The organism is Kitasatospora sp. NPDC058032 (genome assembly GCF_042885845.1).
GTDB lineage: Bacteria > Actinomycetota > Actinomycetes > Streptomycetales > Streptomycetaceae > Kitasatospora.
In genome coordinates this window covers 16,936-32,340 of the sequence record NZ_JBHVRK010000036.1, presented here as the reverse complement: position 1 = coordinate 32,340, position 15,405 = coordinate 16,936, and the positions used below count along the sequence as shown (strand labels likewise).

Below are 15,405 nucleotides of genomic sequence, written 5' to 3'. Positions count from 1 at the left end.
CGCCCGCCGCCGGCCCGGGCCACCGACGCACCGACGTTCCCCACGAATCCCCCGTGTTAGCCCCCCGTGTTAGCCCCCGACCACCGATGGGAGAGCGAGTCCGGACGTGAGCGCCCTGCCCGCCCCCGCCGAGCTGACCTACCGCCCGCTCGCCGAGCCCGATCTGCCCGCCGTGCTCGACCTGCTGACCGTCACCCTGGCGGGCGGCCCCACCGGCACCCGCACCGCCGAGTTCTTCACCTGGAAGCACCGCCGCAACCCCTTCGGCGCCAGCCCCGGCATGGTCGCCGAGACCCCGGACGGACGGCTGGTCGGCGTCCGGCTGTTCCTGCGCTGGCAGTGGCGGCGCGGGGACGGCACCCCGGTGGCCGCCGTCCGCCCCGTCGACACCGCCACCCACCCCGACTTCCAAGGCCGCGGCGTCTTCCGCCGGCTCACCTCGGACCTGCTCGACCAGGTCGCCGACGAGGCCGCGCTGGTGTTCAACACCCCCAACGGCAACAGCCTGCCCGCCTACCGGAAGATGGGCTGGCAGGAGCTGGGCCGGGTACCGATCGCGGTGCGCGCCGTACGACCGGCCGCCTTCGCCCGGGGCGTGCGCGCCGCCCTCGCCCGCCGCCCGGCCGGGCCCGCGCGCCCCGCCGGCGACGACTGCCGGCTGCCCACCGCCGCCGCCTGGCTGGACGCCCACGCCGGCGCCGGAAGGCACGGCCCGCTGGCCGAGCTGCTCCGCGAACGCGCCGCCGCCGACGCCGTCGACCACCGCCTCGCCGTCCACCGCACCCCCGAGTACCTGCGCTGGCGCTACGGCGAGGCCCCCGGCCTGGACTACCGGGTGCTCACCGTCCACCGCGGCGACGAGCTGACCGGCCTCGCCGTCGGCCGGCCCCGACGGCGCGGCCCGCTCGCCGAGTTCACCCTCGCCGACGTCGTCGTCCGCCCCGGCGACCGCGACAGCGCCGCCCGGCTGCTGCGCGCCGCCGCCCAGGAGAGCGGCTGCGACCACGTCGCCACCCACCTCTCCCCCGGTACCGAGGCCGCCGACGCCGCGCTGCGCACCGGCTACCTGCGCGCCCCGCGCACCGGGATGACGCTCACCGCCCGCACCCCCACCGGCCCCACCCCGCTCGGCACCGCCGACTGGCGGTTCAGCCTCGGCGACCTGGAGGTCTTCTGATGCCGGGGGCGCCCGGGGAGCCCGGGACACCTGGGGCGACGGGGACACCCGGGACAGCGGGGACTCCCGGGGTGGCGACGGCCGTCCTCAGCCGCGTCCCCTGGCCGTCCGCCGTCGCCGCCGCCCTGGTCACCGGCTACGTCACGCTCTTCGTGCTCGCCTCCGTGCACACCTCGTACGACACCTGGGGCGCACTGCTGATCCTCCCGGCCCTGATGGCGATCGGCACCCCGATCCTGGCCCGGATCGCCGCCGCCAACCCCGAACGGGACGTCTTCCGGCTGCTGCTGCTGGCGATGACCGCCAAACTGCTCTGCGCCTTCCCGCGCTACCTGATGGCCTTCGTGCTGTACGGCGGCGCGGCCGACGCCAAGATGTACCACCAGAAGGGCAGCGACCTCGCCGCCTACCTCGGCCAGGCCGACCTGCTCGGCGGCGTCCACTACGACCTGGGCATGAAGGTGGCCGGCACCGGCTTCATCATCATCGTCACCGGCGTGGTCTACGCGATCACCGGCCCCTCGCTGATCGGCGGCTTCCTGGTCTTCTCCTGGCTCGGCTTCTGGGGCCTGCTGCTGTTCTGGCGGGCCCTGCAGATCGCCTTCCCCGAGGCCGACACCCGGAAGTACGCCAAGCTGGTCTTCTTCCTGCCCTCGCTGCTGTTCTGGCCGTCCAGCATCGGCAAGGACGCCTGGATGATGTTCTGCCTGGGCCTGACCACCTACGGCACGGCACGCCTGCTGGACCGCCGGTTCGGCGCCTTCGCCTGCATCGCGCTCGGCTCGCTGGGCACCGCGATGGTCCGCCCGCACGTCACCGCGCTGGCCGGGGCCGGGCTGATGGTCGCCTACGTGCTGCGCCGCCGTCCGCAGCAGGTCAGCGCGCTGGGGCCGCTGCGCACCATCCTGACCGCGGTGGTGCTCGGCGCGATGGCGGTACTGATGCTCCAGCAGGTCTCCACCTTCTTCGGCACCGACGGGACCGGCGGGGACGCCGTCAACCAGGTGCTCTCGGAGACCTCCAGACGCACCAGCCAGGGCAACTCGATGATCAACGCGACCGCGCCCGAGGACGCCGCGCCGAAGTTCAGCCTCAATCCGGCGGGGCTGCCGGTGGCGGTGATCAGCGTGCTGTTCCGCCCGTTCCCGTTCGAGGCCTCCAACATCCAGAACCTCATCCAGTCGGTGGAGTGCTTCGCACTGCTGGTGATGTTCATCCGGGCCTGGCCGCGGCTGAGCCGGCTGCCCCGGCTGTTCGTGCAGCGCTCCTACGTGGCCTTCGCCGCCGTCTACACGCTGCTGTTCTGCTGGGCCTTCTCGACCATCAACAACATGGGCATCCTGTCCCGCGAACGGGTCCAGGTGCTGCCGCTGGCCCTGGTGCTGCTGGTCGTCCCGGCCGCCGCCGCGAGCCGCGGGGTCGCCGCCGGCCGCCGGCCGCCACCGGTGTGGCGGGTCGCGCCCGGCCAGTGGGGGGCCCGGCGGCGGGCCGAGCCGCCGGAGCGCCGGCCGCTGCCGTCGCCGGTGCCCACGTCCACGTCCACGTCCACGTCCACGTCCACGTCCACGTCCACGTCGGTGCCGTCCGTCGCACCATCGTCGTCAACCATGTCACCGTCACCGTCACCGTCCCAGGGGGGATCGACCGCGCCATGACCACCGACACCCTTGCCCTGCCCGCCGCCCTCGGCGGCACGCCCGCCTTCCCCGACGGGCTGCCGCTCACCCGGGTCCAGGTGCCCGACCGCGCCACGCTGCTGGAGCGGATCGGCACCGTACTCGACAGCGGACAGCTCACCAACGGCCGCACCGTCGCCGAACTGGAGGAGTCGGCAGCCGCGTTCCTGGAGGTGCCGCACGTGGTGGCGGTCTCCAACTGCACCACCGGACTGATGCTGGTCCTCCAGGCCGCCGGAGTCGACGGCCACCGCCCGGTCGTCATGCCCGGGTTCACCTTCTCCGCCACCGCGCACGCCGCCCACTGGGCCGGCGGCACCCCGCTGTTCGCCGAGGCCCGCGAGCGGGACATCACCCTCGACCCCGAGGACGCCGCCGCCAGGCTGGCCTCCGCCGACCGCCCGGCCGCGCTGATGGCCACCCACGTCTACGGCACGCCCTGCCAGGTCGAGCGCCTCCAGGAGGTCGCCGACGCCGCCGGGGTGCCGCTGGTCTACGACTCCGCGCACGGCTTCGGCAGCCGCCGCAGGGGCGTGCCGATCGGCAACTTCGGCTACGCCGAGGTGTTCTCGATGAGCCCGACCAAGGTCGCGGTGGCCGGCGAGGGCGGCCTGGTCGCCACCCGCGACGCCGACCTCGCCCGCCGGCTGCGCACCGCCCGCGACTACGGCAACCCCGGCGACTACGACACCCTGTTCCCCGGCCTGAACGCGCGGATGAGCGAACTGCACGCCGCCGTCGGCCTCAACTGGATGGCCGGCCTGCCCGAGCGGGTGGCCCACCGCGGCGCGCTGGTGGCCGAGTTCGCCGCCGTCACGGCCGGGCTGCCCGGACTGCGCCTGGCCCTGCCGGAGGAGGGCGACATCTCCACCTTCAAGGACCTCACGCTCATCCTGGACGCCGCCGCCTTCGGCCTCACCGCCCGCCAACTCGCCGACGCGCTGCGGGCGGAGGGCATCGACTCGCGCCGCTACTTCCACCCGCCGGTGCAGCGCCAGCGCGCCTACGCCCACCTGGGCCAGGCGGAGTCGCTGCCGCTCACCGACCGGCTCGCCGACTCGGTGCTCACCGTGCCGCTGTGGTCGCAGATGGACGCGGCCACCGTGCGCCGGATCGCCGAGGCGGTGACCCGGATCCAGCCGTACGCGGAGCGCCTGCGCAGCAGCTGACCGGGCCTCACCGGTCCGCGGTCCTTCGCGCGGTGGGCCGCGCGGCCGGTTCGCGGTCCGTCGCGCGAGCCGTTGTGCGATCCGTTACGCGGTTCGGGTGAACGCGGTTGGACCGCGGGCCCGTTCGGTCGGCAGGATGTCCGGCCGGGGCCCGTGGTCCCGGCCCACCCTCCCCCGTACGGATTTGGAGTTCCCTGTGCTCAAGGGATTCCGCAGCTTCCTGCTGCGTGGAAACGTGGTCGACCTGGCGGTCGGCATCGTGATCGGCGCGGCCTTCACGGCCGTGGTCACCGGGTTCGTCACGGCGTTCCTCACCCCGCTGGTCGGGGTGGCGACCGGTGCGGTCGGCGACTTCACCGAGAAGACCTTCGCGGTGGCCGGCACCCGGTTCCCGTACGGGGTCTTCGTCAACGCGCTGATCGGTTTCGTGCTGGTCGCCGCGGTGATCTACTTCGTCGTGGTGCTGCCGGTCGGCAAGCTCCAGGCGAAGCTGGAGGGCGGCAAGCCGGCGCCGGCCGCCACGACGGAGTGCCCGGAGTGCCTGAGCAGGATCCCGGCCGCGGCGGTGCGCTGCTCGTTCTGCACCTCCGAGGTGGCCGGCCGCCCGGGCTTCCCGGCGCAGCGCGGACCCGTCGACCAGCCCGCCGGACAGCGTGCCGAGCAGCCGGTCGCCCAGCCCGCCGAGCAGCCCGCCGTCCAGCCTGACGAGCAGTCCGCCGAGCAGACCACCCAGCAGACCACCGAGCAGCCGGCCCCGGCGCGCTGAGCGGACCTCGGACGAGCCCCGGCCGGCCTGCGCGGGGCCCATATCGGCCCTGACGGGGACTTTATTCCCGAAACATTCACGAGCCCCCGCCGCGCCCCCGGCGGGGGCTCGAATGCGCCGGTGTGCGCCCCGCCCGCAGAAGTTTCTTCGACGGTCCCCGAACCGTCCACCGGCCTGTCACCACACGGCCCTTCGGCACCCCCGTCCGGACTCCGTTCGAACCCTCGGGCCCGCCAAACGGTGGCCGGAAGTCGCCGCCGAAATGTCCGTTCTTCCTACTTTCGAAACCTTTGTTCGGGCGAAGCTTGTGTAAACACTCGAACTGCTCCGCCTCCCAGTCTCCTCAGTAGGCGCGTTGTGGGCTTACCGTATGCCCCATGACCTCGCCCCGCTCCTACGACGGAGTCGGCTACCCCTCTCCGTCCTTCTCCTCCGGCACGCCCATCTACGACAGCCTCGTCGCCGAACGAGGTGTCCCGCAGATCGCGCCCATCAACGTGCCGGCCGCCCTGCCGCCGGCCCTGTCGACCGGGTACGGATCCGGCCTGTCCGGCCCGTCCTACGAGAACAACCGGTACGGCACCGGCTACGACAGCCCCGGCAGCAACCTCCCCGCCCTGCCGCCCGCCCGCCTCGCCCTGGGCCCCGGCCCGAGCAGCGCGCCGTCCTCCGGCCCGGCCACCGCCTACATCCCGGCGCAGCCCGCGCCCGCCTACGCCGCCGCGCCGCAGCCGCCGGTCCCCGGCTACGGCGGCCCACAGCCGTACCTGCCCGGCCAGCGCCCGCAGACCCCGGCCCCGGGCTTCACCCAGGCGGCCACCGGCGGGTACCAGCCGTCCGGCGGCCAGAGCTTCGGCGGCCAGAACACCTTCGTCGGCGGCCACGGCGGCCCGCAGACCTTCGGTGCCCAGCCGGTCGGCGGCCCCCCCGGTCCGCAGGCGATGGCCGGCCAGCCCCAGGGCCCGCAGTCCTTCGGCGGCCAGCCGGGCTTCAGCGGCCAGGGCGCCCAGCCCGGCGGCTTCGGCGGCTCCGGCGAGCAGTCCTTCGGCGGAGCCCAGCTGCGCCCGGCGGTCACCCCGGTCGCCCCGGTCCGCCCGATGCAGCCGCAGCGGCCCGGCCCGTACGGCGAGCCCGGCCAGTTCCAGCAGGGGGGCTACCAGCCGCAGGCCCAGAACTACTGAGGCGACCGCCACCTCCGGGCCGGCCCCACCCGGCCCGAACCCGCACCACCTAGCACCACCCGGCGCACCCACATCCGCCGGGCGTACGGAGAAACGGGTCATCCACGGACCGCCCGGAACGCCGCCCCACTCGGCGTTCCGGGCGGTCCGTGCGCATCCGGGCGGCTTCCGGACGGCCGTCCGGGCAGACGGGCGCACGTCCGGGCAGCTCCCGGCGCACCCGGGCACCGGTGGCCGCGTCCCGCCGGAACGCTCGGTTCCGGACACCGACCGCGCCCGCCGGCGGCCCGGCCGCGACTGGCAGGATGGGGGAATGCAGCTCACCGGACTCCACGTCTACCCCGTCAAGTCCATGTACCGACTGAGCCCCGAGAGCGCCCGCGTCGAACCCTGGGGCCTGGCCGGCGACCGGCGCTGGATGCTGGCCGACGCCACCGGCCGGTTCGTCAGCCAGCGCGAGAACGCCGCCCTCGGCCAGGTCCGCGCCGAGCTCGCCCCCACCGGAGCGCTCGTGCTCACCGCCGCCGACGGCTCGCGTGCCGAGATCCCCGCCCCCGCCGCCGCGGTCGGCGACCCGCTCGCCGACGTCGAGGTCTGGGGCACCCGCTTCCGCGCCGCCGAGGCCGGCAAGGAGGCCCAGTCCTGGATCGCCGACCACATCGGCGACTACCGGCTGGTGCACCTGGACGACCCGCACGCCCGGCCGGTCGACCCCAAGTTCTCCTCCCCCGGCGACACCGTCTCGATGGCCGACGGCTTCCCGCTGCTGCTCACCACCACCGCCTCGCTCGCCGAGCTCAACGCGCTGATCGCCGCCGAGCACCCGGACGGCCACGAGGAACTGCCGATGGAGCGGTTCCGCCCCAACGTCGTCGTCTCCGGCGGCGAGCCCTGGGCGGAGGACGGCTGGCGGCGGATCCGGATCGGCGAGCTGACCTTCCGCGTGGTCAAGCCGTGCGGGCGCTGCGTGGTCACCACCACCGACCAGGAGAGCGGCGAGCGGCGCGGCCCCGAGCCGCTGCGCGCCCTGGCCCGGCACCACCGGCTGCTGAAGAAGGCGGCGTTCGGACAGAACCTGATCCCCGAGCGCCCGGCCGGCGTCGAGGGCGACGTGCTCGGCACGCTGCGGCTGGGCGACCCGGTCGAGGTGCTGGAGGGCGGCGCGCACTGGCCGGCCGACGGCCTGGTCTGACGGCCCGGTCCGACGGCCGGCGCCCGCCCTCGCGCGGCCTCGTCCGCACCCGGTTCCGCCCGCTTCCGCACCGGCATCCGCACCCACGCCCGCACCCGCGTCCCGGAACCGGACGTGCGCACGCCCGTTGGCGCAGGTGTCGACGGGTGCGGTGGACGGGCGGCGGCCCCGGCCCCGCCCGACCCGCCCGGCCCGCGCGGCCGGAGCACCCGCGCGGGCGCGCTACGGTGGGCGGACGACCCGCGCACCCCGGTGCGCCGCGTCCGGGCGCGCCGCAGCGTCCGCGTGCGTCCGGTCCGCAGATCGCCGGCTCGATGAAGGTGGGGACGACAGACCGTCATGGCTGAGCACAGGGTCCGGGTCACCCAGGACAGCGCATCCCGCTGGCGGCGCCGCGCCGGCGAGTACGACACGCTCGCGGAGGCCCTGGCGGCCGCGGAACCCGGCGACACGGTGACCGTTCGACCGGGCACCTTCCGGGAGAACGTGGTCGTCGACAAAGCGGTGACGGTCATCGCCGCCCAGGGCCCCGGCAGCGTCCGGATCGACCCGCCGGGCGGGGTGCCGCTCACCGTCACCGCCGCGGCGACCGTGCGCGACCTGGTGATCGAGGGCACCGACCGGTCCGCGCCGGCCGTCCTGGTCACCGGGGAGGAGGCGACCCCCGCGTTCACCGGATGCCGGGTGGAGACCCACTCGGCCGCCGGGGTCGAGGTGACCGACCGCGCCCGGCCGACCTTCAAGAGCTGCGTGGTGTCCAACCCGGACGGCCTCGGCCTGCGGCTGCGCGGCGCGGGCACCGCCGCCGCCTTCGAGGACTGCGAGGTCGCCGCCGCCGGCCAGGCCGGACTGGCGGTGCTCGGCGGTGCGTCCGCCGCGCTGGAGCGCTGCCGGGTGCACCACGCCGCCGGCGCGGGCGTGCTGCTCTCCGACCCCGGCAGCGCGGCCGAACTGACCGGCTGCGAGATCTACGAGATCCGCGGCAGCGGGGTGCAGGCCGAGGCCCAGGCGGGCGGGCGGCTGGTCGACTGCGACATCCACCGGGTCACCGGCAACGGGCTCACCCTGGACGGCGAGGCCGAGCTCGTGCTCACCGGATGCCGGGTGCACGACGTACCGGAGAACGCCGCCGACCTGCGCGGCCGCTCCCGGCTCAGCCTCGCCCACTCCACCGTGCGGGACTTCGGGCGCGGGGCGCTCTCGGTCTGGGACCAGGGCACCGAGGCGAGCGCCGAGTCCTGCCAGATCCACAGTTCGAACGGCGAGTACCCGGCGCTGTGGGTCAGCGACGGCGCCCGGCTCACGCTCACCGACTGCGCGCTGCACGACCTGCCGGACGCGCTGTTCGTCCTGGACCGCGACTCGGCGGCCGTCGCCGAGGGCTGCTCGTTCAGCCGGATCCGAAGCTCGGCGGTGTCGGTCAGCGGCGGTGCGACGGTGACGCTCACCGGCTGCCGGGTCCAGGAGGCGGGCACCGGGCTGTGGTTCCGCGACCACGGCAGCGGGGGCGTGCTGACCGGCTGCGAGATCTCCGACGTGGCGACCGGTGTGATCGTCACCAAGGGCGCCGACCCGGTGCTGCGGGACTGCACCGTCCGGGCCGGTTCGGACGCCGGCGTCTACGTCTCGGCCCAGGGGCGCGGCACCTTCGAGGACTGCCGGGTCTCGCACGGCAAGGGCTTCGGCTTCCACATCATCGACGGCTGCCGCACGGTGCTCACCCGGTGCCGGGCCGAGCAGAACGAGCGGGCCGGCTTCGAATTCTCCGAGCCCGGACCGGTGGTCGAGGGGTGCACCTCGGACGACGTGCCGGCGGCGTCGGCCGCGGCCGCCGAGATCCCCACCCCGCGCACCCAGCTCGCCGCCACCGCGGCACCCCTGGCTGCCGCTGCGCCCGCCCCGCCCGCCGCTTCGGCGATCGGGCCGATCCCGGACTGCCGGCCCGCCGACGAGGCACTGGCCGAACTCGACGGGCTGGTGGGCCTGGCCACCGTGAAGCAGGAGGTGCGGACGCTGATCGACCTCATCTCGGTCGGCCGCCGGCGCCGGCAGGCCGGGCTCAAGGCGCCCTCGCTCCGCCGCCACCTGGTCTTCACCGGCGCCCCAGGCACCGGCAAGACCACCGTGGCGCGGCTGTACGGCGAGATCCTGGCCTCGCTCGGGGTGCTGCAGCGCGGCCACCTGGTCGAGGTGGCCCGGGTGGACCTGGTCGGCGAGCACATCGGCTCCACCGCGATCCGCACCGCCGCCGCCTTCGACCGGGCGCGCGGCGGCGTCCTGTTCATCGACGAGGCGTACACGCTGGCGCCGGAGGACGGCGCCCGAGACTTCGGGCGGGAGGCGATCGACACGCTGGTGAAGCTGATGGAGGACCACCGGGACGAGGTGGTGGTCATCGTGGCCGGCTACACCGCCGAGATGGAGCGCTTCCTCTCCGCCAACCCCGGTGTCTCCTCACGGTTCTCGCGCACCATCACCTTCCCCGACTACTCGGCCGAGGAGTTGCTGGAGATCGCCCGCGCCCAGTGCGCCGAGCACGAGTACGCGCTCGCCGACGCCACCGAGCACGCCCTGCTCGACCACTTCGCCGGCATCGAGCGCGGCCCCAACTTCGGCAACGGCCGCACCGCCCGCCAGGTCTTCGAGACCATGGTCGAGCGGCACGCCATGCGGATCGCCCAGCTCCCCGACGCGTCCACCGAGGACCTCCAGCTCCTCGTCCCCGCCGACCTCCCGGCCCCCCGCCGGCCGTAGCCCCGGGAACTTCCGGGCGCCGCACGACCGTTGGGCCCGCCATGAGCACCCTCCTCACCGGCGCGGCCGGCGGCCTGCTGCTCCCGGCCTTCCTCGTCGCGCTCTTCTTCCTCGGCGCGGCCGGGCGGCTGCTGTTCACCCGAAGGGGCGAGCGCGGACCCGCGGACGGCGGGCGCGGCGTCGGCGCGGCCGCCACCGAGGAACTGCACGCGCTGCTCTACCCGGGCAAGCGGGCACAGCTGGAGCAGCGGCGGGTCGAGCTTGTGCTCCGCGATGACGAGCACGACGGGGCGCCGCGCCGGACCGGGATCGACCTGGCGGGTGGCCGGGCGGTGATCCGGCCCGACGCCCGCCGGTCGTAGCGGTGGCGCCGGGCGTAGCGGCGGGTCCGGGCGTAGCGGCGGGTCCGGGCGTGGCAGCGCGGCCGGTCAGACGTGTTCGCCGGCGAGCATCAGGGCGATCAGGAGGTCCAGGCGGTCCTCGGCGAGTTCGGGGCGCAGGCGGCCGCTGCGGGTGAGGGTGACCAGGCCGTGCAGGGCGGTCCAGACGACCTCGGTGAAGGTGTCCGGGTCGTGGGGGCCGGACACCTCGGCAACCGGGGCGGCCAGGGCGGCGAAGGCCTCCTTGAGCGGAGCGGGGGCCTCGGGCCGGCCGAACGGGAGGCCGGTGGCGAGGGTGAACATGGCGTCGTAGAGGGCGGGGTAGGTCGCCGCGAACCTCGCGTAGGCGCCGACGACGGCGGTGAACGCCTCGACCGGTCCTTCGGCGTTGCGGGGCGCTTCCCGCAGTTCCCCGGCGAGTTCCTCGAAGCCCTCCACGGCGACGGCTGCGACGATGGCGTCCCGGTTGGCGAAGTGGCTGTAGAGGACGGGCTGGCTGTACTCGATCAGCGCGGCGAGCCGGCGGACCGTCACCGCCTCCCAGCCTTCGTCCTCGGCGAGGTCACGGGCGGTCCTGATGATCAGTTGATGCCGTTCGGCGCGTTCGCGCTCGCGGCGGGCGTGGACTGTCACGCCAAATATCCTAGCAGTGCTAGACATTCGAGCGACGCTCGCACTAACGTTCCATCAGCTACCTAGCACCGCTAGAACTTCTAGCGATCAATATGGAATTGAGGGGACTCATCATGTCCGGCACCGGCACCGTCACCGCCACCCCGAACACCACCGCCATCACCTCCACCACCGTCCGCGGGCGCGTCGCCACCGTCCTCGCCGTGCTGCTCGCGCTCGGCATCGGATACGTCGGCGTCAACTACCTCCTCGCCCCCGAGAGCACCGCCTCCGGCTTCGGACTGCCCGAGTGGCCGCACGGCGGGGCCGCCGCCTTCCTCGACGCGAAGGGCATCCGGGACCTCGCCTCCGGCATCACCGTGCTGGTCCTGCTCGGCACCGGTCACCGTCGGGCGCTCGGCCGGCTGCTGCTGGTCGACGCGCTCATCCCGCTGGGCGACGCGATCACCGTGCTCACCCACCACGGTTCGGCGGTCGCCGCGTTCGGCATCCACGGTGCCACGGCGGTGGCGGTCGCGGCGACCGGCGCCCTGCTCCTCACCGAGCGCCGGTCCACCTCGTCCTGACCCCAGGACCGGACGGCCCGCCGGCCCGTCAGCCCGCCCAGGCACCGTCAGCCCGCCCAGGCGCCGCCGGCCAGGAAGGACTCCAGGGCGGCCAGGTAGGGCGCGATGTCGATCCGCTCGCCCGCCAGCCACTCGTCCGAGTAGTACTTGTCGAGGTAGCGGTCACCCGGGTCGCAGATCAGGGTGACCACGCTGCCGCGCTCCCCCGCCGCCCGCATCTGCGCGACGATCCGCAGCGCGCTCCACAGCCCGGTCCCGGTGGACGCGCCCGCCTTCCGGCCGAGCACCCGGTCCAGCACCCGCACGGCGGCGACCGAGGCGGCGTCCGGAACCTTCATCATCCGGTCGATCGCCCCGGGCACGAAGCTCGGCTCCATCCGGGGCCGGCCGATCCCCTCGATCCGCGAACCGCGGTCGCACACCGCGTCCGGGTCGTCGTGCACCCAGCCGTCGAAGAAACAGGAGTTCTCCGGGTCCGCGACGCAGATCCGGGTGTCGTACTGCATGTAGTGGACGTACCGGGCGATGGTCGCCGAGGTGCCGCCGGTCCCGGCGGTGGCCACGATCCAGGCCGGCTCGGGGTGCGGTTCGAGGCGCAGCTGGGCGAAGACCGACTCGGCGATGTTGTTGTTGCCGCGCCAGTCGGTGGCCCGCTCGGCGTAGGTGAACTGGTCCATGTAGTGGCCGCCGGTCTCCTCGGCGAGCCGGGCCGAGGCCTCGTACACCTCGCCGGGCCGGTCCACCAGGTGGCACTCGCCGCCGTGGAACTCGATCAGGTCGATCTTGGCCTGGCTGGTGGACTTGGCCATCACGGCGATGAACGGCACCCCGATCAGCTGGGCGAAGTAGGCCTCGGAGACGGCCGTGGAGCCGCTGGACGCCTCGATGACCGGCTTGCCGGGGCGGATCCAGCCGTTGCAGAGCCCGTAGAGGAACAGTGAGCGGGCCAGCCGGTGCTTGAGCGAGCCGGTGGGGTGGGTGGACTCGTCCTTGAGGTAGAGGTCGATGCCCCATTCCGCCGGGAGCGGGAAGCGCAGCAGGTGGGTGTCGGCCGAGCGGTTGGCGTCCGCCTGGACCTTGCGGACCGCGTCCTTGAGCCAGCGCCGGTACTCCGGGTCGGAGCGGTCCGCGTCGACGGTCGGTTCCATGCCCCGCTCGGCGTCCCGTTCGATGCCTTGGTCCACGGTCGGTTCGGTCCCCATGCCACTCTCCTCGTGCGAGTCCCCCTGGAAGCCCCCCTCCTATGCTCACTACGAGTGTACGGGTGTCACGATAAGTAACATTATCCGAACCTCTAGGCTCCGCTTATCGCCCCACTGCGCGCCCGCTACCGCCCCACCCACCCGCTGGCCACCGACTGCGGGTCCGCCAGGTACGGCAGCCAGCCCAGCTCGGCCGCCCCGGCGAGCGCGCTGTGCTCCAGCTCCGCGCCGACGATCGGCACCCGCCCGCTGCGCCCCCACAGGCTGCGCTCCGCGACGACCGCGCGCAGCCGGTCCGGCGCGGCCTCCAGCAGGTCCAGGTGCAGCCCGCTGAGCACCACCCGGTCCGGATTGAGGATGTTGGCCACCCCGGCCAGGCCGAGGCCGAGCCGGTCGATGACGTGCTCGACGGCCGCCCGGGCCCGCTCGTCGGTGGCGGCGGCCCGGCAGAGTTCGCCGGCCTGGTCGAGCAGCGGCCGGTCCGGGTCCGGGGTCAGTCCGGCGGCGGCGAACAGCGCGTCCGGGTCGGTCTCCGAGTTGAGGCAGCCGCGGTTGCCGCAGCCGCAGGGCCGGCCCTGCGGGTCGACGGTCAGGTGGCCGACCTCCAGGGCGAGTCCGGCGCTGCCGGTGTGCAGCCGCCCGTCGATCACCAGCGCCCCGCCGACGCCGCGGTGGCCGGAGGTGACCAGCAGCAGGTGCCGCGCGCCGCGGCCGGCGCCGTGCCGGTACTCGGCGAGCGCCGCCAGGTTGGCGTCGTTGGCGATCGCGGTGGGCAGCGGGTCGAGCGCGTGCGGCCCGTGGTCGGCGCGGCCCACCTCCACGTCGTAGAGATCGGCGACGGGCGTGCCGCTGGGCCAGGCGAAGTGCAGCGCGGCCAGCGCGGTGCCGTCCGGCTCGGTGACCGGGTTGGGCAGCGCGAGCGCCGCGCCGAGGCAGCGCCGCTCGGTGCCGCGGGCGAGTTCGGCGCCCGCCTGGGCGACGGCGCGCAGCATCCGCACCGGGTCGGTGGCGGCGGGCAGCGGCAGGTGGACCGGCGGGTCGAGCAGGCCGCCGAGGCCGGCCAGGGTGACGCTCAGGCCGTCGGCGTGGATCTGCCCGGCGACCACCACCGGGCCGGCGGGGTCGATGGCGAGCCGGTGCGAGGGGCGCCCGCGGCCGCCGCCGGCCGGGCGGGAGTCGACCGTGATCAGGCCGAGCGCCTCCAGTTCGGCGGTGACGGCGCCGGCGGTGGCCCGGGTGACGTCGAGCGCGCGGGTGAGCGCCGAGCGGGTCGGGGCCTGGCCGGTGTGGATCAGCTGCAGTGCGGGGCCGAGCAGCGTCCGCCCCCGGTCGGGGGCCGCGCGGCGGTGGGCGTCGCGCTGCGCGTCGTGGTCGGCCCCGGTCCCGGGCTTCGGGCTTGAAGGTGTGAGCTGCACGGACCTATTGTTACTTTGTGCCGCTCCGAAACAAAATCCGTCCCTCCGGCCCCACCGGCCGAGCATCCTCCCAGTCTCGCAGCATCTGCGCGAAATCCCCCAGCCCGTCCGCGCACCCCTTTGCCTCCTGGGGCACCGCCCGGCTCGCCCTCACCGCCTTCTTCGCCGTGGACGGCCTGCTCTTCGCCGCCTGGGTGGTGCGCATCCCGGACGTCCGCAGCCAGGTCGGCGCCTCGCACAGCGCCCTCGGACTCGCCCTGCTCTGCGTCTCGGCGGGCGCCGTCGCCACCATGCCGGTCGTCGGCCGGCTCTGCCTGCGCTACGGCTCCCGGCCGGTCACCGTCGCCTCGCTCGCCCTGCTCGCGCTCTCCGTCCCGCTGCCCGCGCACACCCACTCGGTGACCGCGCTCGGCGGCGTCCTGCTGCTCTTCGGCGCCGGCTACGGCGGGGCCAACGTGGCCATGAACAGCGCCGCCGTCGAGATCGTCGGCGAACTCGGCCGCCCGGTCATGCCCAGCTTCCACGCCGGGTACAGTCTCGGCGGCCTGCTCGGGGCGGGCGTCGGCGGCCTGCTCGCCGGCCCGCTCACGGCCGCGCAGTGGCTCGCGCTGGCCGGACTGGCCGGACTCCTGGTCACCGTGGCCGCGGGCGTCGCGCTGCTGCGCAGCCCGGCGCCGCGACCGTTCGCCACGACCCCTTCCTCCCACTCCTCCTGCTCGTCCTCCGCGCCCGCCGCCGGCCGGATGCTGGTCCTCCTGCTCGGCCTCACCGCCCTGTGCACCGCGTACGGCGAGGGCGCCGTCGCCGACTGGACCACCCTGCACCTCACCGACGACGTCCACGCCGGCGCCCGGGTGGCCGCCGCCGGCTACGCGGCCTACGCGCTCGCCATGACCACCGGGCGGGTCGGCGGCACCTGGCTCTCGCTGCGCCTGGGCCAGCACCGGGTGATGGTCCTCGGCGGTCTCACCGCGGCGGCCGGGATGCTGCTGGCGGCGCTCGCGCCGCTGGTGCCGCTGGCCGTGGCCGGGTTCGTGCTGGTCGGGCTCGGCCTGGCCAACATCTTCCCGCTCGCCATCGCCCAGGCCGGTGCCGCCGGCGGTCCGCAGGCCGTCGCCCTCGCCTCGACGCTCGGCTACGCCGGCATGCTGATCGGCCCACCGGTGATCGGCTTCCTCGCCGACGCGACCAGCCTGCCGCTCGCCCTGACCACGGTCGCCGCCACCGCGACCGTCGCCGCCGTCCTCCCCCTGACCGCCCGCCGCCGTCCCCGCTGAACCGTCACCCCGCCCCC

General features: G+C 74.9%; 13 protein-coding genes. 10 read left to right on the top strand and 3 right to left on the bottom strand.

Annotated features, from left to right (window positions below):
• Positions 1-106 precede the first annotated feature (106 nt).
• From ACFVUH_RS34105 to ACFVUH_RS34070, 8 genes are all read left to right on the top strand, one after another.
• Positions 107-1,177 (top strand): GNAT family N-acetyltransferase, encoded by a 1,071-nt coding sequence (locus ACFVUH_RS34105; RefSeq protein WP_387917371.1) that lies wholly within the window; start codon positions 107-109, stop codon positions 1,175-1,177.
• Between the two features lie 71 nt (positions 1,178-1,248).
• The gene (locus tag ACFVUH_RS34100; protein ID WP_387917369.1) at positions 1,249-2,832 is read left to right on the top strand and encodes a hypothetical protein; all 1,584 of its coding nucleotides are present in this window, start codon (positions 1,249-1,251) and stop codon (positions 2,830-2,832) included.
• Positions 2,829-4,022: a DegT/DnrJ/EryC1/StrS family aminotransferase gene (locus ACFVUH_RS34095; protein ID WP_355369832.1), complete on the top strand. Its 1,194-nt coding sequence runs from the start codon at positions 2,829-2,831 to the stop codon at positions 4,020-4,022. Before ACFVUH_RS34100 ends, ACFVUH_RS34095 begins: the two co-directional genes overlap by 4 nt.
• 196 nt (positions 4,023-4,218) lie before the next feature.
• Positions 4,219-4,788 carry a large conductance mechanosensitive channel protein MscL gene (gene mscL / locus ACFVUH_RS34090; protein WP_387917368.1) on the top strand — a complete coding sequence of 190 codons (570 nt, stop codon included), beginning with the start codon at positions 4,219-4,221 and terminating at the stop codon, positions 4,786-4,788.
• 377 nt (positions 4,789-5,165) lie between these two features.
• A complete protein-coding gene (locus tag ACFVUH_RS34085; protein ID WP_387917367.1) occupies positions 5,166-5,969 on the top strand; it encodes a DUF6643 family protein in 804 nt (267 codons plus the stop codon).
• Between the two features lie 313 nt (positions 5,970-6,282).
• Positions 6,283-7,161, top strand: a complete 879-nt coding sequence (locus ACFVUH_RS34080; protein ID WP_387917365.1) for an MOSC domain-containing protein — start codon at positions 6,283-6,285, stop codon at positions 7,159-7,161.
• A 339-nt stretch (positions 7,162-7,500) separates the two neighbouring features.
• Entirely contained in the window at positions 7,501-9,915 is a 2,415-nt protein-coding gene (locus ACFVUH_RS34075) for a right-handed parallel beta-helix repeat-containing protein (protein WP_387917363.1), read from the top strand.
• Positions 9,916-9,956: 41 nt separating this feature from the next.
• Complete coding sequence (locus ACFVUH_RS34070; protein WP_387917362.1) at positions 9,957-10,277, top strand: DUF6191 domain-containing protein; 321 nt, start codon at positions 9,957-9,959, stop codon at positions 10,275-10,277.
• A 66-nt stretch (positions 10,278-10,343) separates the two neighbouring features.
• Here the strand turns inward: ACFVUH_RS34070 and ACFVUH_RS34065 are convergent, their stop codons facing one another.
• Positions 10,344-10,928, bottom strand: a complete 585-nt coding sequence (locus ACFVUH_RS34065; protein WP_387917361.1) for a TetR/AcrR family transcriptional regulator — start codon at positions 10,926-10,928, stop codon at positions 10,344-10,346.
• 113 nt (positions 10,929-11,041) lie between these two features.
• Between ACFVUH_RS34065 and ACFVUH_RS34060 the strand changes: the two genes are divergently transcribed.
• Positions 11,042-11,494, top strand: coding sequence for a DUF4267 domain-containing protein (locus tag ACFVUH_RS34060; RefSeq protein ID WP_387917360.1), 453 nt, complete (start codon positions 11,042-11,044; stop codon positions 11,492-11,494).
• A 47-nt stretch (positions 11,495-11,541) separates the two neighbouring features.
• On the opposite strand, the gene ACFVUH_RS34055 is transcribed toward ACFVUH_RS34060, so the two are convergent.
• Positions 11,542-12,642, bottom strand: a complete 1,101-nt coding sequence (locus tag ACFVUH_RS34055) for a PLP-dependent cysteine synthase family protein (RefSeq protein WP_387917400.1) — start codon at positions 12,640-12,642, stop codon at positions 11,542-11,544.
• Positions 12,643-12,821: 179 nt separating this feature from the next.
• Positions 12,822-14,111: an ROK family protein gene (locus tag ACFVUH_RS34050; protein WP_387917359.1), complete on the bottom strand. Its 1,290-nt coding sequence runs from the start codon at positions 14,109-14,111 to the stop codon at positions 12,822-12,824.
• Positions 14,112-14,128: 17 nt separating this feature from the next.
• Here ACFVUH_RS34050 and ACFVUH_RS34045 point away from each other — a divergent pair, with 17 nt between their 5' ends.
• Positions 14,129-15,388: an MFS transporter gene (locus tag ACFVUH_RS34045; protein ID WP_387917358.1), complete on the top strand. Its 1,260-nt coding sequence runs from the start codon at positions 14,129-14,131 to the stop codon at positions 15,386-15,388.
• The last annotated feature ends 17 nt before the right edge of the window (positions 15,389-15,405 follow it).